This is a genomic window from Paraglaciecola mesophila KMM 241 (assembly GCF_000315015.1).
GTDB classification, from domain to species: domain Bacteria; phylum Pseudomonadota; class Gammaproteobacteria; order Enterobacterales; family Alteromonadaceae; genus Paraglaciecola; species Paraglaciecola mesophila.
In genome coordinates this window covers 122,494-148,052 of record NZ_BAEP01000070.1, presented here as the reverse complement: position 1 = coordinate 148,052, position 25,559 = coordinate 122,494, and the positions used below count along the sequence as shown (strand labels likewise).

Sequence of the window (25,559 nt, the reverse complement as noted above, 5' to 3'; positions counted from 1 at the left end):
CAGTCGTTGATGATGGGTGTGGCGCTTGAACGCATTCATCATTTGCTCAGCACCTGCTGCATAGCAAAAATGTTTTTCATAATCGCTGGCTAACGTTAGCTACTCTGCTCGTGCGTCGCTAAAGCATAAACAATTATTTTTTAGTGAGAAGCTGTTTAATCAGTCTTTTCAAAGCGAGCGGTTTAAGCGGTTTCGGTAAATAATGCATTTGCTCATCAATCGCTTGTTGCCTAATTTGCTCATCTTGGCGCGCAGAGTTAAGAATAATGGGGAGCAGTGAGCCATCTTCCTGATTAAATGCTTGCCTAATAGCGCGGGCCACATCAATACCGGTTTCACCATGGTCAAGTTGGTAATCAAGTATCATCAAATCAATGGGCTGATTGAGTATTTGCAGTGCACTCTTGGTATCTTTTGCTGCAATCACGGTTGCGCCCCAATCAACTAATAACCGTTGAAGCGCGTCTAAGATCTGAGGCTCATTATCAACAATCAATACACGTTTGTTATGTAGCGGTAGGTTAATATCATTGTTTCCACGGGTTGCTGTTTGAGGGGAGTTATTTTGTTTAACCCCGATTGGCACGGCAATATCAAATGACGTACCTTTGCCTAATGTAGAGTGTAAGGTCACAGGGTGATTGAGTAGTGCACTGATACGCTCGACAATGGTTAAACCCAGCCCTAAACCCTGTGCACTAGGGTTGCTGTCTAACTGATGAAACTCCAGAAATATCTCTTGTTGTTTGTCTTTGGCAATCCCAGCGCCGGTGTCCATAACACATATTCGTGCGAAGCCATTTTGCCGTTTTGCACCCACTAATATACGCCCAGAATCGGTATATCGTATCGCATTTGATAATAGGTTTTGTATTATTCTTCTTAGCAATTTGGGATCTGATATTACCCATAAACTGGTACTTGCATAGGTTACGCGTAATTTTTTTTGCTCAGCAAGTACAGAAAATTCGTTAAGCATGGGACGCAAAATACTGTCTAAAGAAAAGATTTGTACATGCGGCGTCAACGCCCCTGATTCAAGGCGCGTCATATCAAGTAACATCGACAAAAGGGACTCGGCATTACTCAGTGAATCGACGAGATTCGAGCTCATCTCTGCCATTTCCCCTGGGGGGGATTTCTGTTTAAGCATGGCGGCAAATAAGGATGCAGCATTAAAGGGTTGCATAAGATCATGACCGGCAGCAGCCAAAAATTTTGTTTTACTCTCGTTAGCACTTTCCGCTTCACGGCGCGCTTTCTCAAGGTCAATGTTGACAATTTGTAACTGCTCAGTGCGTTCTTGAACACGTGATTCCAAGCTCGTTTTAGCCTGCTCGAGTTGCTGCTGAATATTAATGTATTCTGTAATGTCACTGTAGGTGGTAACAAAGCCGCCGCCCGGTAACGGGCGACCATTAAGCTCAATAACCTGGCCATTTTGTTGATGACGAACATACTTATACGCGCTGCCTGATTGCATAAAGGCAACACGTTTTTCAATTTCCATTTCTATATTGCTTTGCCCCGTGTCGGTGTTATGCCCAAATAGACCTCGTTTGGCGTTGAATTCAAGCAACTGGTGAATGGACATACCCACTTGCACAAAGCCTCTGGGGTAATTGAAAAGCTCAACATAACGCTGATTCCAAGCAAGCAAATTCAGCTCCCGGTCAAGCACGACTATGCCTTGTTGAATATTCTCCACTGACGATTGCAGTAATTCATGATTAAACTGAAAGGTTTGGCTGGCCTCTTCAACTAATTCTACAAGCTCTGACAGCTCAACATCGCGCTTCTCGCCAATGGCAGAAAGTAAAATACGCGCACTGGCACTGCCTACTTGCCCTGCAAGTTCGCTCTCAATTGTAGACAAAAGCTTCGGGCTAGCGTAGCCAGCAAGTTGAACAGGAGTGAGTTTATCCAGTAATGCTTGGTGGCGCTCAGCCCCCCATACTTTTTCTGTAATGGTCAGAAGATTTGATACTTTTACCGCGTGACCAAAAGGTTGGGTATTGTGAGTAATGGCATCGTGTGCTGTGTTCTGGGTGCGTATACCTTGGATAAAAGACACCAAGAAAAAACACACAATATTCACCCCTAAACTGAACACAAACCCTTGGGCAAGTTGAATGTCTGAGGGGGCATCGTTGAAATAATAGCTTGCGGTAATACTGGGCCACAATAACCAATACGCCCAGCATAAGGCACCACTGGCGAGGGCCAGCTGCGCGGCCAACCTAGTGCCGCGTTTCCAATATAAACCGAGTAAGAGGATAGGAAATGTTTGCGACAGCAGCGCTATCGCAATAACTCCACTTTGCACCAAAGATGCTGATTGACTGATGTTAACGTGATAAAAATACGCCACCCCTAATACGACCAGCACAGTGGCGCGCCGAATAAGCAATATGCTACTGGGTTTTAAGCGATGTCGTTGCTGGGTACGCAGTTGCAGGGTTAACCACAATGGGGTGGCGATGTTATTAGATATCATCACGCCCATAGCAAGGGTGGCGACTATGATCATGCTGGTCGCTGCTGCGAGCCCGCCAATGAAGGCGATAATAGTGATCCAAGCATTTCCTGATGCCACCGGTAAGGCAAGGGCGTAAGTATCTGTGCTGACATGGCCATCAGGGAAGAGCATGTGCCCGGCTAGTGCAATCGGAAGTACGAATAAGGTCATGCCCAATAAATATAAAGGGAACAGCCAGCGGGCAGTGGTGATTTCTTTGTCACCATTGTTTTCGATAAAATTGATATGAAATTGCCGGGGTAAGCAGAACATCGAACAAACCCCAAGCAGCATTTGGCTGACGTAAACCCATACCCCTGAATCTGCGTTGATTGTTTCGCTCGCGCGTTCGTGTAACTGTGCTTTTCCTAACAAGTCAAATACACCGTCAAATAAACTGTAACAAACGAACAAACCTACAATCACTAAACCTGCTAATTTCACCACAGATTCAAACGCCACCGTGAGCATTAAACCAGGATGTTTATCGGTGAGGTTGAGGGAGCGAGTACCGAACAACACAGCGAAAATCGCCATTAATAACGCCACATAAAACCCTACGCCGTCAGGCCATAGATTATCAGCCCCGGTTACCACGCGAATACCGCCGGTCACGGCATCTAATTGCAACGCGATATAAGGCACAACGCCAATAAAACACAGCAGCGTGACAAGGGCCGCCAAGAAGTGAGATTTGTCGTAACGCAAACTAATAAAATCAGCGAGGGAGCTTATATTGTGCTGGTGACATACGTTGGCAACGCGGCGAAGGATAGGGTGAGCAAATAAGAAAACACAAATCACACCCATATAAGTAGGAATAAATGCCCAGCCATAATGGGCGGCTTGTGTGGTGGTACCGAAAAATGCCCAGGACGTGCAATGAACACCCAGCGCCAAGCTATATATATATGGGTGTTGCTGATTGGCTTTTGCGCGCTTATCGCCCCAAAAGGCCAACAAAAACAAAATCAGTAAGTAGCCAACCACGATGGCCATTAAGGACAAGACACTAAACATAGGTATTCGCATTTATTATTATATCAATACTCTATCTCGAACACCGTTCAGGTAAAAGAGCGTATTTTTATTGATCAGGCGCAATCTTTAGACACAATTTTTTTAAAACATCGAAAAAAGACCCTTGAAGAGCTTTAAAGCAACCCCATTAATAGCTGCAATCGAATTTAGCTTTAATGTGATATCTAAGAACGGAGTGAAAAATGAGTAACGAAGAGCAAGCTCAAAAAGATGAAGCCCAGCCGGTCAATGAAGCCGCGATCGACGCCACTGCGGAACAAGCAGATGCAGAGGTTGAAGAGTTAAGCGCTGAGCAAGCACGTATTCTTGAGCTTGAAGCAGCATTAGCCGCATCGGAAGCCACGTTAGCTGCACAAAAAGACTCAGTTATGCGCGCCATCGCCGATGCCGACAACGTACGTAAACGTGCTGAAGGTGAAGTTGATAAAGCGCGTAAGTTTGCCCTTGAGAAGTTCGCATCAGAGCTGTTACCAGTAGCAGACAACTTAGAGCGTGCATTACAAGTGGCGGACAAAGAAAACGAAGCTATTAAACCTGTGATTGAAGGCGTGGACATTACCCTCAAATCATTTGTGAGCAGCATTGAAAAATTCGGAATGAAAGTTATCGATCCACAGGGAGAAACTTTTAATCCAGAACAGCATCAGGCTATGTCGATGCAAGAAAACGCAGAATTGCCTGCTAATACAGTAATGGCAGTAATGCAAAAAGGTTACGAATTAAATGGTCGTCTTTTACGTCCAGCAATGGTGATGGTATCCCGTGCTCCTGAAGGCGGCGTGGATACCCAAGCATAATTCGTAGGCTTTAATTAAAAATACGAAAAATATTCACAAAAATGGGGAGTTTTTTCAATTAGCTAATTGAAAACTGACGAAATAACCCCACAAAGTGTACAGGCATTATTAAACAAATTTGGAGAAAAACTAATGGGTAGAATCATTGGAATCGATTTAGGTACAACTAACTCTTGTGTTGCTGTACTTGATGGTGAAAAAGCAAAAGTAATCGAAAACGCCGAAGGCGATCGCACAACTCCCTCGATCATCGCTTATACACAAGATGGTGAAACATTAGTGGGACAACCTGCAAAACGTCAGGCGATCACTAACCCTAAAAATACCTTGTTCGCAATTAAGCGTCTTATCGGTCGTCGTTTTGAAGATAAAGAAGTACAGCGTGATATCGACATCATGCCTTTTGATATCATCAAAGCAGACAATGGTGATGCTTGGGTTCAAGCGAAAGACGAAAAATTAGCTCCACCACAAATCTCTGCTGAAGTTTTGAAAAAAATGAAAAAGACAGCTGAAGATTACCTTGGTGAAGAAGTAACAGCAGCGGTTATCACCGTTCCTGCATACTTCAACGATTCACAGCGTCAGGCAACCAAAGATGCAGGCCGTATCGCTGGTCTTGAAGTGAAACGTATCATTAACGAGCCAACAGCCGCTGCACTTGCATACGGTATGGACAAGAAAAAAGGCGACAGTGTTGTTGCAGTATACGATTTAGGTGGTGGTACATTCGATATCTCTATCATTGAAATCGACGAAGCTGACGGCGAGCATACATTTGAAGTACTTGCGACTAATGGCGACACGCACCTAGGTGGCGAAGATTTTGATAACCAAGTTATCAACTACTTGGTAGAAGAGTTCAAGAAAGACTCAGGCATGGATTTGCGTAAAGATCCATTAGCGATGCAGCGTCTTAAAGAAGCTGGCGAGAAAGCGAAGATTGAATTGTCTTCTGCGCAGCAAACTGAAGTGAACTTGCCATACATTACTGCTGATGCGTCTGGTCCTAAGCACTTAACCATTAAGCTTACTCGTGCAAAACTTGAGTCACTTGTTGAGAAAATGGTTAAAGCGACCCTTGAGCCACTAAAACAAGCGCTTGCGGATGCTGACTTATCAGTAGGTGATATCAACGATATTATTTTGGTTGGTGGTCAAACGCGTATGCCTCTAGTGCAGAAATACGTAACTGAATTCTTCGGTAAAGAGCCAAGAAAAGATGTTAACCCTGACGAAGCAGTCGCGGTAGGTGCAGCGATTCAAGGTGGCGTATTGTCTGGCGATGTTAAAGACGTATTGCTACTTGACGTAACACCTTTATCGCTAGGTATCGAAACAATGGGCGGCGTAATGACGGCCTTGATCGAGAAGAACACAACCGTACCGACTAAGAAGTCTCAAACCTTCTCTACAGCTGAAGATAACCAGTCAGCGGTAACGGTACATGTACTTCAAGGTGAACGTAAGCAAGCTGCTGGCAACAAGTCTCTTGGTCAATTCAACCTGGAAGGCATTCGCCCAGCACAGCGCGGCGCGCCACAAATTGAAGTAACCTTCGACATCGATGCTGATGGTATCTTGCACGTATCTGCTAAAGATAAAGACACCAACAAAGAGCAGAAAATCACTATCAAGGCTTCTTCTGGCTTGAGTGATGACGAAGTTGAAAAAATGGTACAGGACGCTGAAGCGAACAAAGAAGCGGATAAGCAGTTCGAAGAAATGGTTCAAGCACGTAACCAAGCTGACGGCCTAATTCACGGCACGCGTAAGCAAGTGGAAGAAGCTGGTGATGCGTTGTCTGATGAAGATAAAGCAGAAATCGAAGCTGCTGTTGTTGCTCTTGAAGAAGCCGTAAAAGCAGGCGAGAAAGAAGCTATTGAGTCAAAAACTCAAGAGTTGATTCAAGCTTCTGCGAAGTTGATGGAAGTGGCGCAAGCACAGCAGGCAGCTGCCGGTGCGGAAGGCCAACCAGAAGACGCTTCTGCTAAGCAAGACGATGACGTTGTTGATGCCGAGTTCGAAGAAGTAAAAGACGACAAAAAGTAATTTTGTTGACTACATCAGCCCGAGCGTCGTGATGACGTAAGGGCAAGCTCGGGCGCATGGAGTTAATTCATAGCGCCCGCGTTTGTTTCATAACCTTATGTGTTTTGGTTATCACCAAACACCAGACAAGGTATGAAATTGTAATAGAAGAATAGGTAGTCAGCGTTATTGACTACAAATATCAGGATAAACAAGCTATATGTCGAAGCGAGATTATTATGAAGTGTTGGGTGTCGAGAAGTCGGCTGCCGAGCGCGATATAAAAAAGGCTTACAAGCGCCTTGCTATGAAATATCACCCGGATAGAACTCAGGGTGACAAAGCCATGGAAGAGAAATTCAAAGAAGTGCAAGAAGCTTATGAAATTCTCACCGACTCGCAAAAACGTGCGGCGTACGACCAGTATGGCCATGCGGGCGTCGATCCGAATCGCGGACATGGTGGCGGTCATGGTGCGGGTGATTTTGGCGACATTTTTGGCGATGTATTTGGCGATATATTCGGCGGTGGTCGTGGTGGCGGTCGTCAGTCGCGTGCTGCTCGTGGTTCCGATTTGCGATACAACCTTGAGCTGAGCCTAGAAGAAGCTGTTCGCGGGAAAAGCGTTGAAATCCGTGTACCTACCTTGGCTGAATGCGATACCTGTGATGGTTCAGGCGCTAAAAAAGGTTCAAGCGCGAAAACGTGTACAACTTGTCATGGCCAAGGCCAAGTACAAATGCGTCAAGGTTTCTTTGCCGTTCAGCAAGCGTGTCCAACCTGTGGTGGTAAAGGTAAAATTATCACTGATCCGTGTAATAAATGTCACGGTCAAGGACGTGTTGAGAAAACCAAAACCTTGTCTGTAAAAGTGCCAGCGGGGGTAGATACCGGTGACCGTATTCGTCTTTCAAACGAAGGTGAGGCAGGTGAGAACGGTGCACCAGCAGGCGATTTATACGTTCAAGTCCATGTTAAGCAGCATAAGATCTTTGAACGCGACGGTAATAACCTGTACTGCGAAGTGCCACTTAGTTTCACTCGTGCCGCTATCGGTGGGGAAATTGAAGTTCCAACTCTTGAAGGCAAAGTTAAATTAAAGGTCACACCAGAAACGCAAACCGGTAAAATGTTCCGTCTGCGTAACAAGGGTGTGAAATCTGTACGCAGTGGTAGCGTCGGTGACTTGATCTGCAAAGTGGTTATTGAAACCCCGGTAAACTTGAATAGCCGTCAGAAAGAATTGCTGGAAGAACTCGAAGAATCAATGGGTAAAGGTAAAGAAACCGCTAAGAATCGTCCGAAAGAGAGCGGCTTCTTTGACGGTGTTAAAAAGTTCTTTGATGACTTAACTAACTAGCACCAAGGCCTTTTACACCGCTATTGAAATGTTGAAAGCCGCTGCAAAGCGGCTTTTTTGTTGTCTATTGAGTCGGTGTTGATCGTTATAAAGGGATATTAGGGTAAATTTGCATGTATTCAGCGCGTGTTTTTGGTAGCCTACAAAAGTTGCGTATTGCTTTAACATTCCGTATTTCAAGGACCTAGGGTACGGTTCATGGCGCAACATAATATTTATATCAAACCATCTTGTATCAATCAGGCAGGTTTATTGCTAATGATTTTATGTAATGACAAAGTTGTTATGTCGAAGAGCATTAATAAACCAAAACATCGAACACGCGAGGGACTATGAAAAAATTACTAATAAGTGCAGTAGCCAGTACAATGTTGTTAACTGCGGGTGTGTCTGCTCAAGAAGCCAGCTCAGAGAAACAAGCCAAAAGTGCGGCCCAATTTCGCCAAGCATTGTTGCAACTCGTGCGCAGTAATGTAGGTGCTTTAGGCGCTATGGCCAAAGGCGCTATCCCAATGGATACGCAAACCATAGAAACGAACGCCACTCGTTTAGAGCAATTGTCTCTAATGATGGACGACTACTTTGCCTTAGATACATCTAGTTTTGACATTGAAACAGAAGCATTGCCTAAAATTTGGCAAAATCGTGCAGATTTTGCTACCAATGTAGACGCGTTAACTGAAGCCTCGCAGGGCCTAAAATCGGCTGCCATGAAGGGCGATGAAAGTGCATATAAAGCGGCTATCGGTAGTGTGTTGAAGAGTTGCAAAGGATGCCACGACAGCTACAAAGCTGAATAAAATCAACATGTATTCTGATTAGAAGGCGCTGCGGCGCCTTTTGTGTTTTATATGAGTGAATTTTTAAGAGCGCGAAAAGTAGCGATATAGCAACAGTTGTGGGTCTTTCGCCTTAAGGTCCCCCTTTACAACAGGTAGTTAATTGAACGATTTTAATAAATATACCGTTAATCCTAAAAATATCCCTAATTTTCTTTATATTTGAACTTGATCCAGTTAACTTGAGCGCCATATCGAGCCCTTAGGTATTATTTTCATTATTTATTGGTGCATAACACGTGACATTAAGTAAAACAGACCTTTACCAAGAGGTCGCACAGCAAGCGCAGGCTTTGATGGCCGGTGAAAAAGATTTAATTGCGAATTTAGCCAATTTGAGTGCGCTGATGTATATGCGTTTACCAGAGCTTAATTGGGCTGGTTTTTATTTACTTAAAGACAATGAATTGGTGTTAGGACCGTTTCAAGGTAAGCCTGCCTGCATCCGCATTCCAATGGGACGCGGTGTGTGTGGTAAAGCCGCAGAAACAGGGTTGTCCCAGTGCATTCATGATGTGCATGCGTTTGACGGGCATATAGCATGTGACGCTGACTCTAACGCAGAAGCAGTGTTGCCTGTTTATCAAAGCGGACAATTGCTCGGGGTAATGGATCTTGATAGCCCTCACACGGGGCGATTCGACCAAGACGACATGACCGGTTTACAAAACTTGGTCAATATATTGCAGGATGCAATTGCATGAAAAATTCTATCGACATTCATGTGGCACTCGCCACCCTAGACGATATGGAGTTTTGGGAGGATAATGCCGAAGAAGCGATGGATCGCTTTAACTCGTTGTTGCATATGCTTTACGACAACGCAGATGAAGATATTGAGACCGTCAGTTTGGAAAATATGATCCAATATATTTGGGAAAACTGGCGTAACGACAGTCATTTACTTGACATAGACGATGATGATTTATTTGATTGGGTTGACCAACTATTGTCAACTTGGGATGATGAGCATCAAGAACCCCGCTAACTACACACAACTAGAATATTTAATGGATAATCCTCAAAAGTTTTCAAACAGTAAAGAAGTCATCAATTTTTTAAGTGAGTCGTTTCCTGCATGCTTTAGCGTGACAGGGGATGCGAAGCCGCTAAAAATTGGCATTTTCCAAGATTTAGCTCAGCGCCTTGAAGAAGAAGAGCGTGTAAGCAAGACATTGCTTCGTTCTTCTCTTAGACACTATACAAATAGCTGGCGTTATTTGCATAGCGTGAAAGAAGGTGCCTTTCGTGTCGATCTTGACGGTCAGCAGGCTGCTCCTATTGAGAAAGAGCATGCAGACCACGCCCAAGCGCAGCTTGAAGAAAGCAAAGCGAAGGTTGCGGAAAAGCGCAAAGCGCAGAATGCTGCCAAGCCTGGTGCAAAGAAAAGTTACAAATCCAAGACAGTTCCTGCATTTAAATCCTCGCCCAAGGGAACTAATCAGGATAATGTGAAGCCAAAAGCTAAGTTACCACCCCCAGAGAAACTATCAGCTGAGCAATTAGTCGCGGGAACTTCCGTTACCGTAAAAATAGGTAAATCGCCTATGCCTGCTACAATCACTGATGTGAGTAAAGATGGTGTTCAAGTTCAGCTTGATACAGGTATGGTGGTAAAGGTTCAAGTAGATAACTTGAGGTTGGCCCGTTCTAAGAGGTAGTTTAATGATCAATTCAATTCGCGTTACCGCTGTATCAGCACTTTTTGCATTTAGCTCGGTGGCCCTTGCGGTCACGCACGCAGAAAGTGTCGACGAAATTCCTGTTCTCAAACAGGAATCGCAACATGCAGTGTCGGTTAAACGCATTTCATCTAATTTCTTGCGCTCGCACTATAAGCCGATCACATTAGATGATGCGCTGTCAGAGAAAGTATTCGATCGCTACATGCGTTCTCTTGATATCAACCGAAACGTGTTTTTGAATGCTGATGTTGAAAAATTCAAAGCAGAGCAAGATCATTTTGATGAAGCCATCGAGATGGGGGACTTAGATGTCGCCTATCAGATTTATCAATTGAATATGCAGCGCCGTATTGAACGTTATGAGTATGCATTGACGTTGTTGGATAAAGAATTCGATTTTGAAAAGAAGGGTGACACCTTCACTTTTGATCGTGAAGAAGCTGCTTGGCCAAAAAACACCGCTGAATTAGATGAACTATGGCGCGAGCGCGTAAAGTATGACGCCTTAAATTTGAAGTTAGCGGATAAAGAATGGCCGAAGATACAAGAGTTGTTAACTAAGCGCTATGAACGCGCCATTAAACGCTTAAAGCAAACTACCAGCGAAGATGTGTTTCAAACGTTGATGAATTCGTTTGCGCGCAGTATTGAAGCGCATACCAGTTATTTGTCACCACGTAATGCAGAGCGCTTCCAAATGGAAATGAATTTGTCATTCGAGGGCATTGGTGCGGTATTGCTAAGTGAAGATGATTTCACCGTGATCCGCAGTGTTGTGCCTGGTGGTCCGGCTGATTTATCGAAAAAAATAAAGCCAGAAGATAAAATTGTCGGCGTCGCTCAAGATGACGAAGACTTTGTCGATGTTATTGGTTGGCGCTTAGATGAAGTCGTTGAACTGATCAAAGGGCCAAAGGGGAGTGTGGTTCGCCTTCAAATAGAGAAAGGCGATTCAGAAAGCACGGTTCCTGAAGTGGTAAGTTTGACCAGAGATAAAATTAAATTAGAAGACAGAGCCGCTAAGTCTGAAGTGTATGTTCCTGAAACTGGCTCGCATAAAGGTGAAAAACTCGGTGTTATCACTATTCCTTCTTTCTACAACAAATTGAGTGTTGATGTTCGTAAAGAACTCGAAAGCTTAAAAGAGCAGAAAGTAGAAGGCGTAATAGTTGATTTGCGCGGTAATGGCGGAGGCTCCTTAACAGAAGCAACCCTGTTAACCGGGTTGTTTATCGATAAAGGCCCAGTAGTACAAATTCGTGACGGTGCAGGGCGCGTACGTGTTGAACAAGATGTTGATGGTAAAACCTATTATGATGGCCCGCTTACGGTACTGGTTGATAGATACAGCGCGTCCGCCTCTGAAATTTTCGCAGCGGCGATGCAAGACTACAGCCGCGCTTTGATTTTGGGTGAACAAACGTTCGGCAAAGGCACAGTACAGCAGCATCGTGGTTTAGGGCGCATTTACGATTTATATGAAAATCCGTTAGGCAGTGTGCAATTTACCATTGCAAAGTTTTACCGCATTGATGGCGGTAGTACGCAGCATCAGGGCGTGGTGCCTGACGTGTTGTTTCCTTCGGCGATTGATCCTAAAGACTGGGGTGAAAGCCAAGAAGAAAACGCATTACCTTGGGATAGCATTAAACGCGCAACTTACTCTACGTTTGGTGATACATCACAAGCAGCTAAACAATTGAGTGAAATGCATGAAAAACGCGTGAAAGCGGATCCTGAATTTGCTTATATTTTTGAAGATATCGCTCAGTACAAAAGCAAAGAAGATGATAAAACCCTTTCTTTGGTAGAGTCAGAGCGGATCAAAGAGCGCGAAGAGCGTGACGCAAAACGCCTAAAACGCGCCAATGAGCGTCTTGCTCGTCAAGGTTTAGAGCCTGTAAAAACGTTAGATGATTTACCTGAAGACCAACCTGAGATTGACCCTTTCTTAGATGAAGCAGCAAACATTACTTATGATTTGCTGGGCACAGGTAAGTACGCCATTCGCGCACAATAAGCGTAAAACGATCTTGAGGGGCTAGTAAATCTAGCCCCTTTTTTGTTTGTGTTGCTTTTCTAATAGCATGGTACCAACCAAACCGATAAACTAACGGCAAATAAAATATAAATATCAGCTTGATATGTAGGCGTTCTAATTCGCCAGTGCTGATAAAAATAATAAACCTCATAAAAACTACAATAATGATAAAGGTGATTGATGAGTGCACGCGGAGAATTTTCATCTCGTATAGGTTTTGTGCTAGCAGCCGCAGGGTCAGCTGTTGGTTTAGGTAATATTTGGGGGTTTCCGACTCAAGTAGCCAGTAATGGCGGTGCAGCGTTTGTACTCGTATACATTTTACTGGCGTTTGTGTTGGCTTATCCGGTCTTGATGGCCGAGCTGATTATTGGCCGTGCAACGCGCGCAAATATGGTGGACGCTCTAGGCAAAATATCGAACAGCAATATTGGCCGAGCAACGGGTGTTTGGGGCTTTGTTACGGTTTCTATGATCCTCGCCTTTTATGCCATTGTTGCCGGTTGGATGATCAGTTATTTCTTCGAATCCTTCACGCAAATTATTGGCCTGGACGAGGCATCTCAATGGCTTACTGGCTCATCTACTGGCCGCAGCTTAATCTTTTGTGGTCTCTTTATTGCGTTAACCGCTTCCATTGTCGTCGGTGGTGTTAGCGATGGTATTGAGCGCTGGTCAGTAAGATTAATGCCCACCTTAATTTTGATTATCTTACTGTTAATTGGCTATGTAGCCACTTTGGACGGGGCGATGGATGGCTGGAAAGCCTATTTAGTGCCAGATTTTAGTGCCATTTTAAATGCTGAATTGCTTATTAGTGCCATGGGACAAGCATTCTTTTCTATGTCTCTAGGCGTGGGCACCATGCTGGTTTACGGCTCTTATGTGAGTAAAAATGAGAACTTACCTGTGCTTGGCGCATCCGTCGCACTAGTTGATATTGGTGTTGCGATTTTGGCTGGCATGTTGATCATTCCGGCAATGTACGTAGCCCTAAATAATGGCGTACAAATATTTTCTGAAAATGGCGAGCTTATCGCCGGTGACAGTCTTATTTTTACCGTGTTGCCAGCACTCTTTAATACGATGGGTGTGGTAGGTTACTTTGTCGCTTTCGCTTTTTTTGCGTTAATGGTCATAGCTGCATTAACCTCTTCTATTTCAATGCTCGAAGTGCCCGTTGCTTACGTCGTTGAAAGTAAAGGACTAGCCCGTAAAAAAGCCGTTTGGCTGCTGGGGATCATTATCTTCATTATGAGCAGTACAATTATTTTCAATTTTGGTGCGCTGTTTGGGCTGGTGATATCTGTTACCACTGAGTATAGCCAGCCTTTGCTTGGCTTAGCGCTGAGTATTTTTGTTGGCTGGGTATGGAAGCGAGATCAGATCCTGGCCGAAATAAAGCACGGTAATGATCAAGCTGAGCACAGCTTTTTCTGGAAAATTTGGCCTTGGTATCTAAAGTTCGTGTGTCCGGTTATCATCCTTTTCATGTTCATCCGTTCACTTAATATTTTGGATTTCTAAAGATGGAAAATACAACAATAAAACAAAAGAAAGAGCCAAGTTTATTAGATGCCCTTATTCCATTAGTGGTTCTAGTGATATTATTGAGTACGTCGGTATTTTTGTTTTCTGATAACTCATCGTTTGGCCCGAATCAAATTGCCTTACTGTTTTCTATGGGCGTTGCAGCTGTTATTGGTTTGAAAAACGGCTACACCTGGACGGAAATTGAGCAAGGAATCGTAAAAGGGATTTCATTGTCCCTTGGGGCGATACTGATCCTATTAGCCGTAGGTGCACTCATCGGGACGTGGATGTTATCTGGCACAGTACCAACGCTTATCTATTTCGGTTTAGAACTTTTAAACCCCTCATTCTTTTACGCCGCTACTTGTTTGATATGTGCCATTGTGGCCATGAGTATCGGCAGTTCTTGGACTACAGCTGCAACTGTGGGTGTAGCACTAATGGGCGTGGCGTCAGGAATGGGCATGTCTGATGCGGTAACCGCAGGTGCCGTTATATCGGGCGCTTATTTCGGGGATAAAATATCGCCTTTGTCGGAAACTACCAACCTTGCGCCAGCTGTAGCTGGAACCGAACTATTCGAGCATATCCGCTACATGCTGTGGACGACCGTCCCTAGTTTTGTCATCGCCTTGATACTGTTCACAATTATTGGTTTTTCTGGCGCTGAGTCGGGCACATCGAGCAACATCGAACAAATGCAAACCTTACTTGCTCAAGAGTTTAATATCAGCTGGATGATGCTGGTGCCTTTGGTCGCTCTATTGACCTTAGCCATTAAAAAAATGCCTGCTTTTCCAGCGGTGGCCATTGGTGCTTTGCTAGGTGGTTTGTGGGCAGTGATGTTTCAACCTGATGTCATACAGAGCATGTTAGATGAAAGCCAACAGGGCGTATTGGGTGTCGCGTCTGTAGTGTGGGCCTCATTATTTGATGGTGTTGCATTTAACACTGCCGATGAAAATCTAAATGCGCTACTTAGTCGCGGTGGTATGTCTAGCATGCTAAATACCATTTGGCTGATTATCTGCGCTATGAGTTTTGGTGCGGTACTCGAGCGTACTGGTTTATTAAAAGCGGTAGTTGCGTTGTTTTTGCGTGGTGCGAAATCTGCTGGCAGTATGATTAGTCGTACTATTCTGACCTGTATCGGCACCAATATAATCACTGCTGATCAGTATATTTCTATTGTGATGCCAGGTCGTATGTATAAAGAAGAATATGCTAAACGTGGTTTACATCAGTTAAATTTATCTCGCAGTTTAGAGGATGGCGGTACAATTACCTCACCACTCATACCCTGGAATACCTGTGGTGCGTATATGCAAGGCGTACTGCTTGTGCATCCTTTCGATTATTTTATGTATACGTTTTTCAATTTGATTAACCCAGTATTGGCGGTTATTTACGCTTATCTTGGGGTGAAAATATTGCGTATTCCTATTCCTGAAGTAGCGGTTGAAGTCGGCGACGAACAAGTGCCAGTGCATCAAGCTACCCAGACAAAAATCTAATAGCAGACTAAGTGATGCCGTTTGATGGGGTGAGGCAAAAGCTTTGTGCTCATGCACCAAACGGTATATTAGCCTTATAGCTCATATTAAGAGGATACTATGTCGGTTTCATCTCCTATTGCTAAAAAACGCAGTGATTATCAACAGCCCGATTTTTTGATTAGCCACGTCGATATGGTTTTTCACCTCGACATTCAAAAAACACGGGTAATTACCACCTGCCAATTCAGCCGAAATGGCGAGCACAATCGCCCGTTAGTGTTAGACGGTGAAAGCATTACTCTGATTAAAGTCGTGCTTAACGACAACCTAATCAGCGATTACGACGTGAACAGTGAACAGCTGACAATCCCAACCACGGAAGACGAATTTACCTTGTGTGTGGAAACAGTCATTAACCCCGAGGCCAATAAAACCTTGGAAGGGCTGTACTTTTCTGCCGGAGCATATTGCACTCAGTGCGAGGCCGAAGGCTTTCGAAAAATCACCTATTTTCTAGACCGCCCAGATGTATTGGCAAAATATGATGTGACGATTTATGCCGATAAGGCGCGTTACCCACATTTGCTTTCCAACGGTAATCAGATTGACAAAGGCCAACTTGAAGACGGTCGTCATTGGGTGAAATGGCAAGACCCTTTCAATAAACCCAGTTATTTATTTGCCTTGGTCGCGGGGGATTTCGACTTGCTCACCGACAATTTTATGACTCAAAGTGGGCGTAATGTTGCGTTGGAGTTGTACGTGGATAAAGGCGCACTGGATAAAGGTCATCACGCAATAGCGTCTCTAAAAAAAGCCATGGCGTGGGACGAGCAGGTGTTTGGCTTAGAATACGATCTGGACATTTACATGGTGGTTGCTGTGGATTTCTTCAACATGGGGGCTATGGAAAACAAAGGCCTGAACGTGTTCAACAGTAAATTTGTGTTGGCTGACGCAGAGTCCGCGACAGATGATGATTTTTTCAATATTGAAGCCGTTATTGGGCATGAGTATTTTCATAACTGGACAGGCAACCGCGTTACTTGTCGAGATTGGTTCCAGTTAAGTCTAAAAGAAGGCTTAACGGTATTTCGCGATCAGCAGTTCAGTGCTGATATGTCATCGCCTGTGTTCAACCGCATTAAGAATGTACAGATAATTCGTGAACATCAGTTTGCAGAAGATGCCAGTGCCATGGCTCATCCTATACGCCCAGAAGAAGTTATCGAGATGAACAACTTCTATACGGTAACGGTGTACGATAAGGGCGCCGAAGTGATCCGCATGATGCACACACTTCTTGGGGCGGATGGTTTTAGAAAAGGTATGGATCTTTACTTTGCTCGTTTTGATGGTCAAGCGGTCACTTGCGATGATTTCGTTCAAGCTATGCAGGATGCAACGGGCATTGATTTAAGCCAATTTAGGCTGTGGTATAGTCAATCCGGCACCCCTAAAGTGACGGTCAGTGACGAGTTCGATTTGAGCACAGGCCGTTATACATTAACCTTTGGTCAAATGACGCCGCCCACAGCGGATCAAAAGACAAAACAGGCGCTGCACATTCCGTTTCGGTTTGAGTTATTGGACGAACAAGGTATTGCCATCAGCGATGACTCCGTACCAGAGCTAAAAGCCAAGATGATTGAATTGACACAAGATGTGCATTCAGTCTCTGTGAGCGGATTGAATGCCAAGCCAACACCGTCTCTATTGCATAATTTTAGTGCCCCAGTGAAAGTTGATTACGCATACACCCATCAGCAACTAAGCAGTATTATTTTGTGCTCGGGTGATGAATTTGCCCGATGGGATGCTAGTCAAAGCTTGTACAGCCGCTGTATCCACAATTTGGCCACTGCACCCGACAGCCCTGACAATGCCTTATTCGATAGTATGCTTGATTCCATTGGTGGTGTATTTGCATTAGCTGATACTAATCCTGCTTTGGCTGCAGCGATGCTGAGTATCCCCAGTTTTGAAACCTTGAGCCAGCAAGTCGACGAAATTCAAGTTGAAGCTCTATATCACGCTCAGCGCAGCGTTCGTCATTTGATTGCCACCGCGTTATCAGACAAGTGGCTTACTTTATACAATAACCAAGTTGTTGGCGCATACCAGTATAAAGCAGACGATGTCGATAAGCGCCGTCTTCGTAACTTGAGTTTAAGTTACTTGGTGCAGGGTGATGCCACTCAAGCGAGCGAGTTGTTACACGCGCAATTTAGTCAGGCGGATAACATGACGGATAGCCTCGGGGCACTCAAAGCGGCTCAATATGGCAAGTTGGAACAGTTTGATCAGTTAATGGTTCAGTTTGAAGAGCGTTGGCGTCATGATCCACTTGTGCTAGATAAGTGGTTTGCGTTGCACGCTAATATGGAGCGCAGTGATATACTAGCGCGTTTACCCTTATTGCTCAGCCATGAGAAGTTCAGCCTAGACAATCCAAACAGAGTGCGTTCGGTATTGGGTAGCTTTGCATTTTATAACGTGTTGGGTTTCCATGCGATCGATGGTAGCGGCTATAAGTTTCTAGCGGATTACCTTTTGAAGCTTAACAGCGTAAATCCGCAGGTTGCTGCACGCGTTATTACGCCATTAACCCAGTGGCAGAAATTTGATCCCAAACGACAAGAGTTAATGCGTTATCAATTAGTGCGTATCGCAGATTGCAAAGAGCTGAGTAAAGATTTAATCGAAAAAGTCAGCAAGAGCCTTAACTACACAGCAGACTAATGCAAACTCTATACTTTCGACTAGCGCTCAGTTATGAGCGCTGTGAACCTCTGTATTTAACCAGTACACAAAACGTCATTGTGCTTGCCGATAATGGTAAAAGGGTACAATTACCGGCTAAAAATTTACGTCCTTTCATACAGCATAATGGCATTCACGGGCGATTTCGCTTAATTATCACTGACACTAATAAGATAAGTAGCTTAGAAAAAATAGTCTAATCGGTTTGTTTTTTATACAGTAAATACTGCAACATATTGAAAATAAACAGGATATACGACTAAATACTGGTACGATTAGTACTTGCTATCGAGACTGTTTGGTGTAATCATTTTGTTAAATTTGAGTGGTTTAATTGAATGTCATGTTAGTACCTAGTGCTAACTATTAGGGAGGTATGGATGAGTCGTGAATTCTTCGGGTTTAAAAAGTCGCCTATAGCGTTAGGTGTGATGGGGCTTATGGGCGCAGCAATGATGCCAGCGCAAGCCGCCAGTTGGAGTGATGGCGATTGGTCAGTAACCTTTGACTCGAACTTTTCTTTGGGTACCAGCATACGCGTTGAAGAGCGTGATTTCTCGCGAGTGGGTAATAGTAACGGTGTACAGTTTGATTGGACAGGTTATAACCCTGCCACCAATCCTATTTACAGTTCAGCTGATGTGTGGGCTTCAGGTACAGGTGGTTATTCGACAAATGGCGACTTAAGTACTTTGAACTACGAAAAAGGAAATCCTTTCTCGACTTTGTTCAAAGGCGTGCATGAACTCGATATTCAATACAAGAACATGGGCGTTTTCATGCGTGGAATGTATTTCTACGATTTTGAAATGAAAGATAGCTCGCGTGATTGGCAAAATCCAATCACAGGTAAAACGCAAGACCCTTGTGCGACCTCAACGGCAAACGATGAACTGTGTTCAGATGTACGTTTGTTAGATGCCTACTTTTACTCTGACTTCTACATCGGCGATATGCCGGTGACATTCCGTGTGGGTGATCAAGTGGTGAGCTGGGGTGAAAGTACATTCATTCAGCATGGCATCAACTCAACTAATCCCGTGGATGTATCTCGTGCTCAAGCACCAGGTGCTGAGCTTAAAGAAGTCTTTATTCCAGTGGGTATGGTATTCGCTCAGTTTGGTTTGACTGAAAACTTAAGCTTGTCCATGTACTACCAGTATCAGTGGGAGCGTAGCCGTCTACCTCAAGCGGGTAGCTATTTCTCTACTAATGACTTTGCTGGGGAAGGTGGTCAAGCGCAGAATATCCAATTGGGTTTCAGTGGTAACCCTGATATTGATTTAGATTTCTTGTTATCAAGTTTAAACGGACTGGGTGATTTGTTACGAAGTGGTGCCGATGCAGCTCAAATAGGCCAGGCCTATTTAGCTTATCCAACCAAGGTGGCTGTGCGTGGATACAGCGATTCTGCGCATGAAGATGCGGACGATCAAGGTCAGTACGGGATAAAAATCGGTTACTACGCAGAAGATTTGAACGAAACTGAGTTCAATTTCTACATGCTTAACTACCACAGCCAACGCCCACTCATATCCGGGTTAACGTCTGACTTTACTTCTGCGAGTATTGCGGCTGATCTTGGCATGCTGGCAACGACTGAAATCACCAAAGATAATGTAACAGACCTTAAAGCGTTTACGAAAACAGGCTTTGTTTACCCAGAAGACCTTAAGTTATACGGTTTCAGTTTTAATACCAATGTAGGTACGACAGCCCTTGCGGGTGAAATTGCTTATCGTGTAGATGAGCCTCTGCAAATCGATGACGTTGAATTATTGTATGCTGCTATGCCACAGCAATTAGCAATTGCGGGTTTACGTCCTGACTTGGCGGGTATTTCTCAGCTAGACGGTTATCAAGGATTCACAACTGGACCAGGTGAAACGGCGACGGGTTACATTGAGTCTGATACGTTGCAAATGCAAGTCACGGCAACGCATATCTTTGGCCCTGCCTTGGGTACGGATAATCTAGTGGTACTAGGTGAAGTAGGGTACGTAAGTATTCAAGACTTCCCGGATCCAAGTGTTATTCGTTTAAATGGTCCTGGTTCTGTGCGCACACCTTCTATTGAACCAACTGCGGATGGCAACACTCGTGAAGGTTTGCATATTGGTTTGTCTGACGGCCCAGAAACCAATCCATTCCCAACTTCAAGCGCTTGGGGTTACCGCCTGCTGGCTAATGCGACATTTAACAATGTATTCGCCGGTATCAATTTACAAGCACGTGGCACGTTTGCACATGACGTAAATGGTATTACACCGGATCCACTGTTTTTATTTGTAGAAGATAGAAAATCAGCCAGCGCATCGCTAACGTTTGATTATTTAAGCAGATGGTCAGCGACGGCTTCTTATAACACGTTCTGGGGCGGTCAAGGCACCACCAACCAGCTGTCGGATCGTGATTATGTCTCTTTTAACATCAAGTATTCTATCTAGGAGCTGTATTATGATTAGAAAATTTGCTCTCGTAGCGTCTGCAATGGCGTTAACATTCAATTCTGGCCTAATTCAAGCCAAGGTATCTGAAACTGAAGCGGCTAAACTAGGCGCTGAATTGACGCCAGTTGGCGCAGTAGTGGCGGGTAACGCTGACGGCAGTATTCCAGCATGGGCTGGCGGTATAACTGAAGCTCCAGCGGGTTATAAAGAAGGTGATTTTCACCCTGACCCATATGCTGATGATAAAGTGCTGTTTACTATTACCGCTAAAAATTATCAAGAATACGCTGAGTTTTTAAGTGACGGTCAAAAAGAACTGTTCAAGGCGTATCCTGATACATACGAGATGCCCATTTATGAGAGCCGTCGTTCAGCGTCACTACCTCAGTTTGTATATGATGAAACCGCTAAAAATGCGGTCATGGCTGAACTGATACAAGGTGGCAATGGAGTGAAGAACGCTGCTATCGGTATTCCATTTCCTATTCCACAAAATGGGGTAGAGGCAATATGGAACCATATCTTGCGCTATCGCGGTGAAACAGTAAAACGCTTTGGTGGTCAAGCACCTGTGACTGCATCTGGCGATTATAATGTCATCGGTTTTGACGAAGAGTTGATTCAAAAATACTCAGCAAAAGATGCGACGCGTGAAAAATTGCTTGAAGAAAACGTCATTTCGAAATTTAAGCAAAGTGTTACGTCTCCTGCGCGTTTAGCCGGTACAGCTTTGTTAGTACATGAAACCATGGACCAAATTCGCGAACCGCGTCAAGCGTGGACCTACAATACAGGTCAACGCCGTGTTCGTCGTGCGCCGAATGTTGCATATGATGCCCCAGGTACAGCGTCGGATGGTTTAAGAACATCTGATGATTTTGATATGTTTAATGGTGCTCCAGATCGTTACAACTGGGAGTTAAAAGGCAAGCAAGAATTGTACGTTGCTTACAATAACTACCACTTACATAGCGATAAAGTGAAGTATGAAGACATTCTTAAACCAGGTCACATCAACCCAGATTTAACACGTTTTGAGAAACATCGTGTATGGGTTGTTGAAGCGACACTTAAGCCTGAGTTCCGCCATATTTATCAAAAACGCGTGTTCTTTATTGATGAAGACAGCTGGCAAATCCAGGTTGCGGATATGTACGATAATCGCAACGAGCTATATCGCGTAGGCATATCTCATGGTATTAACTATTATGAGGTACCGACTCAATGGTCAACATTAGATGTTTACCATGACTTAAACTCTCGCCGTTATCTTGCTTTAGGCTTGGATAATGAAGAGAAAATGTATGAATTTAATGTAGATTTAAAAGATCGCGAATTTACCCCAGAGGCCATGCGCCGAGCCGGTAGACGCTAATCGAGTAAAAAAACGGTTGGCCATTGCCAACCGTTTTCATTTTTATGGAACCCAATTACTATGAAATTATCCCTTGCAAGTGCAGTGATTGCCGTTTTACTTGCGCCCATATCGTCTGTTCAAGCCGCCCAGAGCAGTTTTCAAGCCCCTCTCGTTGACCAGTCTTTATTACTTGATATTGCTCAGAGCGGTGAGCAACTTATAGCAGTTGGTGAGCGTGGGCACATTATTCGTTCGACTGATGGCCAGGCATGGCAACAGATGGACGTACCTTCAACGTCGACCTTGACTGGCGTTTACTTCATCGGCCAACAAGGCTGGGCAGTAGGTCATGACTTCGTCATTTTACATACTCAAAACAATGGCCTTGATTGGGAAATACAACATTTCGCCCCAGAACAAGAACGCCCACTGTTAGACGTCGTCTTCTTTAATCAAAATGAAGGTATCGCGATTGGTGCCTATGGCGCGTTTTTACGTACTGAAGATGGTGGTAAATCATGGAGCAACGAATTACACGCCGAATTTGTGAATCAAGCTGACCAAGATTATCTAAATGAATTACGACTTGAAGATGAAGCGTTTTACAAAGAAGAACTCGCTGCCATTTTACCTCACTTAAACAGTGTTTCTGTTTCTGGCAATGAAGTCTATCTAGCTGGAGAAGCAGGGCTGTTAGCGATGAGTTCAGACAAAGGCCACACGTGGAAACGGATGGATATTGACTATCATGGCTCCTTTTTCAACATCGCCAAAACCGAGTCTGGGGATCTGATTGCCACAGGTCTGCGTGGAAACGTGTTTACTTACAACAATGAATTACAAAACTGGCAAGCTGTTGATGCTGGAAGTAGTGCATCCATGAACGGTATTGTTTCCGTTAACGAGTCTCGTACCGTATTGCTTGGTAACAATGGTGCCGTGGTGACAATGCAGGGTGACGATGTTAACTATAAGCAACAAAGCGACGGCCAAGCACTTATAAATGGTGTGTTGTTCAACAATCAAATTATCGCAGTGTCGGTTGACGGCATTAAACATTTGCAGCAAGCACGGTAGCCGTTCATGAGTAATATTATAAAATTTTTAGAATCCTTGGTTTTCAAGAACCGTATCGCTGTTCTGTTGCTATTTTTGGTAGCGACTATTTTTCTCGGCTATCAATCGTCACAACTTCGTTTAGACGCGGGCTTTACCAAAAATATCCCCCTTAATCACGAGTACATGCAGAACTACATGAAGCATGTAAATGATTTTGGTGGTGCGAATAGTATTTTAGTCTCTGTTTGTGACACAAACGGTGACATTTTCAATCAAAACTTTTTTGATACATTGAAAGACGTCCACGACCAGTTATTTTTCATTAATGGTGTAGACCGCTCTTTGGTGAAATCACTATTTTCATCCTCAACGCGATTTACTGAAATTGTAGAGGGCGGTTTCGCAGGTGGTCCGGTTATCCCTGCTGATTTCAATTCTTCTGAGCAACGTGGCTTAGATAAAGTGTCATCCAACATTGAAAAGGCCGGTATTGTCGGCAGTTTGGTGTCTGATGATTATCAGTGTGCGATGGTCAATGCAAAACTATTAGATTTGGATCCTGAAACAGGTGAGAAGCTCGATACCTTGGCCTTAGCGGACGAACTCGAAACTCAGCTTCGTGGTCAGTTTGAGACCGACGATATCTCAATTCATATTATCGGCTTTGCAAAGATGATTGGCGACGTGGCCAATGGTGCTAAAGACGTATTGGTGTTTTTTGCCATCGCTATAGCTATCACCGCCGTGCTCGTTTACTTCTTCTGTAAATCGCTGATGTTGACCGTCTTACCGCTGTTGTGTTCAATCATTGCGGTAATTTGGCAGATGGGGTTGCTCACGTTACTGGGTTTCGGTTTAGACCCCATGTCGATATTGGTGCCTTTCTTAGTCTTTGCCATTGGGATTAGCCACGGCGTACAAATGATCAATTCTGTGGGCAAAGAAGTCACTAAAGGCAGTACGTCACTAAACGCCGCTAAGCTCGCCTTTACCACCTTATTAATACCTGGCGGCGTCGCGCTATTGTCTGACACGATTGGCTTTATGACATTATTGGTTATCGATATTGGTATCATTCGCGAGCTTGCTATTACGGCAAGTATGGGTGTGGCGGTTATCATTTTAACCAATCTATTATTACTACCTGTGCTGATGTCTTTCGTTAAATTTAGCGATAAATATAAGCAAAAGTTTGCGGGTAAGGAAAATCGGGCAGATAAATTTTGGGATTGGATCGCGGCATGTTCTAGCCCAAAAGTGGCGATTGTTATACTTGTTGTCACCGCGGGCTTGTTTGGTTTCGGTTGGATGCAAGCCCAAAAAATGAAGATTGGTGATTTGCACGCTGGCGCGCCTGCGCTTCATGCATCGTCTCGTTACAATCAAGACACGTTTTTGATTACTGACAAATATGAAATCAGCACTGATTACATGTCGATTCTGGTCGAAGCGACCAAAGATGCCTGTACATCCTATGATGTGATGAATTCAATTGACGAATTACAATGGCGCATGAGCAATATCGAAGGTGTGCAATCTGCAGTTAGCTTAGCCTCGGTAGCTAAAATTATTAATGCGGGCTACAACGAAGGAAATGCTAAATGGCGCGTACTTCCGCGCAATCAACAGACTTTAGTTCAAGATATCGCGCGGGTTGATACCTCATCGGGTTTGTTAAATGGTGATTGTTCTGTGATGCCGATTATTCTGTTTATGGAAGATCACAAAGCAGAAACAATTAATCGTGTGGTTGATGCAGTGAAAGCCTATCGCGTTGATTTCGAGACACCTGAATTGCAGTTCAAATTAGCATCAGGGCCTATTGGGGTCATGGCCGCTCAAAATGAAGCGGTTGAAGCGTCTCAAGATCCTATGATGTTATACGTGTTCGGGGCCGTTATCCTATTATGCTTGTTGAGCTTTAAGTCATTACGCGCAACACTTGCGGTAGTTATTCCTTTGTATGTGGTATCGGTATTAGCCCAGGCGCTGATGACGTATCTGCAAATTGGTTTAACGGTCTCGACATTGCCGGTTATTGCGCTAGGCGTGGGTATCGGTGTTGATTACGGTATTTATATCTTATCGACTATGAATGCTAAATTAAAAGCGGGTATGGCTGTGCGTCAAGCGTACTTTGAAGCACTTAAAGAGCGCGGCAGTGCCGTATTGTTTACAGGTGCAACCCTAGCCGTTGGCGTAAGTACTTGGGTATTCTCATCGCTTAAATTCCAAATGGACATGGGTATATTGCTCACGTTCATGTTTATCGTAAATATGATGGGGGCGATTATAGTACTACCCGCGTTAGCCAGTGTGTTTTGGCGAAGGCAAAAATAATTCCGCATAATTATTTAAAAATTTGCATAAAAAAGGCCGTAAGGCCTTTTTTTATGTGCGAAATTCAAATAACTATTTTAGTTGTAAATACGGCGTAAATTTAGGGCTTTTCAAGGCCGAGAATTTTAGCGAGAATAGCGTTATAAAGGCTAAAAACTGTATATATCTCAGTCTATTGTCTAGTCTCATTAATTGTCGTCGATAGAACTAACACTGTAACAATTTGTTAATGCATCGATTAAATACCAC

Annotated in this window: 17 protein-coding genes; 16 read left to right on the top strand and 1 reads right to left on the bottom strand. The window is 44.1% G+C overall.

Annotated features, from left to right (window positions below):
- Positions 1-133 precede the first annotated feature (133 nt).
- Entirely contained in the window at positions 134-3,538 is a 3,405-nt protein-coding gene (locus tag GMES_RS17035; protein ID WP_006994000.1) for a PAS domain-containing hybrid sensor histidine kinase/response regulator, read from the bottom strand.
- 203 nt (positions 3,539-3,741) lie between these two features.
- On the opposite strand from GMES_RS17035, the gene grpE reads away from it, so the two are divergent.
- From grpE to GMES_RS16955, 16 genes are all read left to right on the top strand, one after another.
- Complete coding sequence (gene grpE / locus GMES_RS17030; protein ID WP_006993999.1) at positions 3,742-4,356, top strand: nucleotide exchange factor GrpE; 615 nt, start codon at positions 3,742-3,744, stop codon at positions 4,354-4,356.
- A 132-nt stretch (positions 4,357-4,488) separates the two neighbouring features.
- Positions 4,489-6,408: a molecular chaperone DnaK gene (gene dnaK / locus GMES_RS17025; RefSeq protein WP_006993998.1), complete on the top strand. Its 1,920-nt coding sequence runs from the start codon at positions 4,489-4,491 to the stop codon at positions 6,406-6,408.
- A gap of 199 nt (positions 6,409-6,607) precedes the next feature.
- Complete coding sequence (dnaJ, locus tag GMES_RS17020; protein WP_006993997.1) at positions 6,608-7,747, top strand: molecular chaperone DnaJ; 1,140 nt, start codon at positions 6,608-6,610, stop codon at positions 7,745-7,747.
- Between the two features lie 332 nt (positions 7,748-8,079).
- Positions 8,080-8,547, top strand: a complete 468-nt coding sequence (locus GMES_RS17015; protein WP_006993995.1) for a c-type cytochrome — start codon at positions 8,080-8,082, stop codon at positions 8,545-8,547.
- A 278-nt stretch (positions 8,548-8,825) separates the two neighbouring features.
- Positions 8,826-9,290: a free L-methionine (R)-S-oxide reductase MsrC gene (locus GMES_RS17010; protein WP_006993994.1), complete on the top strand. Its 465-nt coding sequence runs from the start codon at positions 8,826-8,828 to the stop codon at positions 9,288-9,290.
- Positions 9,287-9,574, top strand: coding sequence for a hypothetical protein (locus GMES_RS17005; protein ID WP_006993993.1), 288 nt, complete (start codon positions 9,287-9,289; stop codon positions 9,572-9,574). Before GMES_RS17010 ends, GMES_RS17005 begins: the two co-directional genes overlap by 4 nt.
- A 22-nt stretch (positions 9,575-9,596) precedes the next feature.
- Entirely contained in the window at positions 9,597-10,247 is a 651-nt protein-coding gene (proQ, locus tag GMES_RS17000; protein WP_011574804.1) for an RNA chaperone ProQ, read from the top strand.
- A gap of 4 nt (positions 10,248-10,251) precedes the next feature.
- Positions 10,252-12,291 (top strand): carboxy terminal-processing peptidase, encoded by a 2,040-nt coding sequence (gene prc / locus GMES_RS16995; protein ID WP_006993991.1) that lies wholly within the window; start codon positions 10,252-10,254, stop codon positions 12,289-12,291.
- A 201-nt stretch (positions 12,292-12,492) separates the two neighbouring features.
- Complete coding sequence (locus tag GMES_RS16990; protein WP_006993990.1) at positions 12,493-13,839, top strand: sodium-dependent transporter; 1,347 nt, start codon at positions 12,493-12,495, stop codon at positions 13,837-13,839.
- A 2-nt stretch (positions 13,840-13,841) separates the two neighbouring features.
- Positions 13,842-15,359, top strand: a complete 1,518-nt coding sequence (gene nhaC / locus GMES_RS16985) for a Na+/H+ antiporter NhaC (protein WP_006993989.1) — start codon at positions 13,842-13,844, stop codon at positions 15,357-15,359.
- Positions 15,360-15,458: 99 nt separating this feature from the next.
- Positions 15,459-18,083: an aminopeptidase N gene (gene pepN / locus GMES_RS16980; protein ID WP_006993988.1), complete on the top strand. Its 2,625-nt coding sequence runs from the start codon at positions 15,459-15,461 to the stop codon at positions 18,081-18,083.
- Positions 18,083-18,304 carry a DUF2835 family protein gene (locus GMES_RS16975; protein ID WP_006993987.1) on the top strand — a complete coding sequence of 74 codons (222 nt, stop codon included), beginning with the start codon at positions 18,083-18,085 and terminating at the stop codon, positions 18,302-18,304. The genes pepN and GMES_RS16975 overlap by 1 nt, the downstream gene beginning before the upstream one ends.
- Positions 18,305-18,484: 180 nt before the next feature.
- Positions 18,485-20,551 carry a DUF1302 domain-containing protein gene (locus GMES_RS16970; protein ID WP_006993986.1) on the top strand — a complete coding sequence of 689 codons (2,067 nt, stop codon included), beginning with the start codon at positions 18,485-18,487 and terminating at the stop codon, positions 20,549-20,551.
- A 10-nt stretch (positions 20,552-20,561) separates the two neighbouring features.
- Complete coding sequence (locus GMES_RS16965; protein ID WP_006993985.1) at positions 20,562-21,929, top strand: DUF1329 domain-containing protein; 1,368 nt, start codon at positions 20,562-20,564, stop codon at positions 21,927-21,929.
- A 60-nt stretch (positions 21,930-21,989) separates the two neighbouring features.
- Positions 21,990-22,988 (top strand): YCF48-related protein, encoded by a 999-nt coding sequence (locus GMES_RS16960; RefSeq protein ID WP_006993984.1) that lies wholly within the window; start codon positions 21,990-21,992, stop codon positions 22,986-22,988.
- Positions 22,989-22,994: 6 nt separating this feature from the next.
- Entirely contained in the window at positions 22,995-25,310 is a 2,316-nt protein-coding gene (locus GMES_RS16955) for an efflux RND transporter permease subunit (protein ID WP_006993983.1), read from the top strand.
- The last annotated feature ends 249 nt before the right edge of the window (positions 25,311-25,559 follow it).

Coding starts and splice junctions, on each gene's coding strand:
- GMES_RS17035 (WP_006994000.1), bottom strand. CDS start 3,538: ATGTTTAGTGTCTTGTCCTTAATGGCCATCGTGGTTGGCTACTTACTG.
- grpE (WP_006993999.1), top strand. CDS start 3,742: ATGAGTAACGAAGAGCAAGCTCAAAAAGATGAAGCCCAGCCGGTCAAT.
- dnaK (WP_006993998.1), top strand. CDS start 4,489: ATGGGTAGAATCATTGGAATCGATTTAGGTACAACTAACTCTTGTGTT.
- dnaJ (WP_006993997.1), top strand. CDS start 6,608: ATGTCGAAGCGAGATTATTATGAAGTGTTGGGTGTCGAGAAGTCGGCT.
- GMES_RS17015 (WP_006993995.1), top strand. CDS start 8,080: ATGAAAAAATTACTAATAAGTGCAGTAGCCAGTACAATGTTGTTAACT.
- GMES_RS17005 (WP_006993993.1), top strand. CDS start 9,287: ATGAAAAATTCTATCGACATTCATGTGGCACTCGCCACCCTAGACGAT.
- proQ (WP_011574804.1), top strand. CDS start 9,597: ATGGATAATCCTCAAAAGTTTTCAAACAGTAAAGAAGTCATCAATTTT.
- prc (WP_006993991.1), top strand. CDS start 10,252: ATGATCAATTCAATTCGCGTTACCGCTGTATCAGCACTTTTTGCATTT.
- GMES_RS16990 (WP_006993990.1), top strand. CDS start 12,493: ATGAGTGCACGCGGAGAATTTTCATCTCGTATAGGTTTTGTGCTAGCA.
- nhaC (WP_006993989.1), top strand. CDS start 13,842: ATGGAAAATACAACAATAAAACAAAAGAAAGAGCCAAGTTTATTAGAT.
- pepN (WP_006993988.1), top strand. CDS start 15,459: ATGTCGGTTTCATCTCCTATTGCTAAAAAACGCAGTGATTATCAACAG.
- GMES_RS16975 (WP_006993987.1), top strand. CDS start 18,083: ATGCAAACTCTATACTTTCGACTAGCGCTCAGTTATGAGCGCTGTGAA.
- GMES_RS16970 (WP_006993986.1), top strand. CDS start 18,485: ATGAGTCGTGAATTCTTCGGGTTTAAAAAGTCGCCTATAGCGTTAGGT.
- GMES_RS16965 (WP_006993985.1), top strand. CDS start 20,562: ATGATTAGAAAATTTGCTCTCGTAGCGTCTGCAATGGCGTTAACATTC.
- GMES_RS16960 (WP_006993984.1), top strand. CDS start 21,990: ATGAAATTATCCCTTGCAAGTGCAGTGATTGCCGTTTTACTTGCGCCC.
- GMES_RS16955 (WP_006993983.1), top strand. CDS start 22,995: ATGAGTAATATTATAAAATTTTTAGAATCCTTGGTTTTCAAGAACCGT.